The sequence below is a fragment of the Myxococcota bacterium genome, from assembly GCA_035498015.1.
Classification (GTDB): Bacteria; Myxococcota_A; UBA9160; order SZUA-336; family SZUA-336; genus VGRW01.
Genome location: DATKAO010000161.1, coordinates 1 through 2,262 on the forward strand (window position 1 = coordinate 1; position 2,262 = coordinate 2,262).

Below are 2,262 nucleotides of genomic sequence, written 5' to 3' on the forward strand. Positions count from 1 at the left end.
CGCGCGTGCGGGCGCGCTCTTGGGCGGTTGTGGCAAGACTGGTGATGATCACTCCGCAGCACTGGTCGGCCTCGGCGTGGGAAGCCTCTTCTGGCTCGTCGCACTCATCTGGTCCAGCACCGAGGTCCACGTCCGCCAGAGAGCCTCGGAGTAGATAACACGGAACGGTGTCACTTTCGCTGTGTGGGAAGTGGGTGAGATCCGTTTTCCGGACCTATTCGGGCCTCACCACGACTTCCCAGAACCCGAGCCAACCCCGCGAGATTCCTCACGACGGCTCATCGCACCTCACCCGCGCTTCGTGCCCGAAACGGCATGGGGTTCAGAAGGTCCCCGGTTCAAATCCGGGCGCCCCGACCAAGCCCGCCGCTCGCGCGCTGCGCGGCCTGGCGGAGCAGCCGGGCGACCCGGCTCGGGCCCCGCGCCGCGTGGCCGCGCTCGCGCGGCTGCCGGCGGGTGCGCCTGTCATCTCGTGCTGGCCGGTAGGAAGAGCGCGTCGGTGTGCTCGTCGCGGAGCGCGGCCAGGGTCGCGGGCAGAGACGCCATCTCGCGGACCTGCGCCGCGTTTCCGCTCGCGAGCAGATCGTCGCGGAGGACGTAGCCCGCGAAGTGGCTGCGCGCGGTGGCGACGAACGCGTCGACGCCGCCGTGCGCGGACAGCCCGGGCGGCCAGAGCTCGACGAAGAGCGGCGCGCCGGCCGCCCAGAGCGCCTTGCCGCTCTCGATCACCTGCTGCTCGTGGCCCTGCGTGTCGCTCCACACCAAGGCCACCTCCGCGGGCGCGATGCCCTGCTCCGCGACGAGCTCGTCGAGCGGAATCGCCGGGACCTGCACACGCGCGCCTCCGCTCGAGCCCGCGCCGAAGCCCTGCGCGCCGCCGGTGACCGCCTCGGAGCGCGCGGGGTCGTCGTGCACGACCATCTCGAGCGTGCCGCGCGCGGTGGAGATCGCCGCGTTCACCGCCGCGACCTGCGCCGACAGGCCGTTCTGCTCGACGTTCCGGCGCAGGTACGCGTGGGTCGCGGGCACGGGCTCGACCGAGACGACGCGCAGACCCGTCGCGCGCGCGAGCGGGATGCCGGGCGAGCCGAGGTTCGCGCCGATGTCGATCACCGCGCCGCGCGGCTGCGCGAGGCGGCCGGTGCGCGCGACCCAGGCGAGCACGGCGCGGATCTCGCGCGACTGGTGGGCGCCCTCCACGAAGCAGTTGGCCGCGACCGAGAAGCGGCCGACCGGCACCGTCCAGTGGATGCCGTCGCGCTCGAAGCTGACCTCGCGCGCGCGGCCCTGCAGCGCCGCCCAGACGAGGCGCCGGACATGCCGCTCCGCCTTCGCGCCGGCGCCGCGCAAGTCGGCGAGCCACGCCCGGAGCGACAGCCGGACGAGAAAGCTCGGCGAGCGCGCCATCGGGTCGCGCGCGCTCAGCCGGCGCTCTGCGCGAGCGCGGCGCGCGCGCCCAGGCGGTCCGTGATCACGCGGACCGCGCGAACCTCGCCGCCCTCGACGCGCGCGATCCCCGCACAGCGCAGCGCCGTCGCCCGCCCGACCCACGCCGGATCCGCGCCGGGGAGCTGGCCGCGGAAGCGGCCGCGCTGCGTGGCGTGGAAGGCGACGCGCGCGCCTGCGGAGAACAGCACGTTCACGTCGACCGCCTCGATCTCGAGTGGCGACGGCGCATCCGCGCCGTACCACGAGCCGTCGACCACCGCGTCCGCCGCGGCGCGGAGGTCGCCCTTGGCGAGCCACGCGCGCACGACCGCCTCCGCGCCCGGGCTCGCCGGCTCGGCGCGCGTGGTCTGCCACGGGTCGAGGTGCGCCGGCTCGAGCGGCGCGGGCACGCCGGTGGCCAGCTGCTCCTCCTGCGCGGCGAAGTCCTGCTCGACGAAGTTCTCGAGCAGCATCTTCCCGTCCCAGCGGTACAGGCCAATCCCGCCCCAGGCGGCGAGCCGACCGCCCGCGTCGACCGCGGCGCCGTGCTCGCTGAAGCGCATGGCCAGGCGCTCGCCGTTCGTCACGAGCTCGTGAACCTGGAGCTGCAAGCCGGGGAAGCGCTCGAACACGCGGGTCACCGCCGGCTTGTACATCGCGTCGCGCGGGAGGCTCCAGCCCGAGATGTGCACGACGTACTCGGGCGCCATGATCTCGTCGCACACGCTCTGGTCGTGCGAGTTCGTGTAGTCGATGCAGTAGCGCCGCATCAGCGCGACGAAGGGCTCCACGCTCACTCCTTCTCGACGAACGGGCCGAGCAGCGGCGGCACGC

Annotated in this window: 2 protein-coding genes; both read right to left on the minus strand. The window is 73.9% G+C overall.

What is annotated here, in order from left to right; all coding sequences use genetic code 11:
• Window positions 1-465: 465 nt before the first annotated feature.
• Window positions 466-1,407 (minus strand): FkbM family methyltransferase, encoded by a 942-nt coding sequence (locus tag VMR86_14545; protein HTO08265.1) that lies wholly within the window; start codon window positions 1,405-1,407, stop codon window positions 466-468.
• Between the two features lie 14 nt (window positions 1,408-1,421).
• Window positions 1,422-2,219 (minus strand): nuclear transport factor 2 family protein, encoded by a 798-nt coding sequence (locus VMR86_14550; protein ID HTO08266.1) that lies wholly within the window; start codon window positions 2,217-2,219, stop codon window positions 1,422-1,424.
• Window positions 2,220-2,262 lie beyond the last annotated feature (43 nt).

What these genes read in the sequence shown, in the direction of transcription:
- VMR86_14545 (HTO08265.1), bottom strand. Translation starts at nt 1,407, where the DNA reads ATGGCGCGCTCGCCGAGCTTTCTCGTCCGGCTGTCGCTCCGGGCGTGG.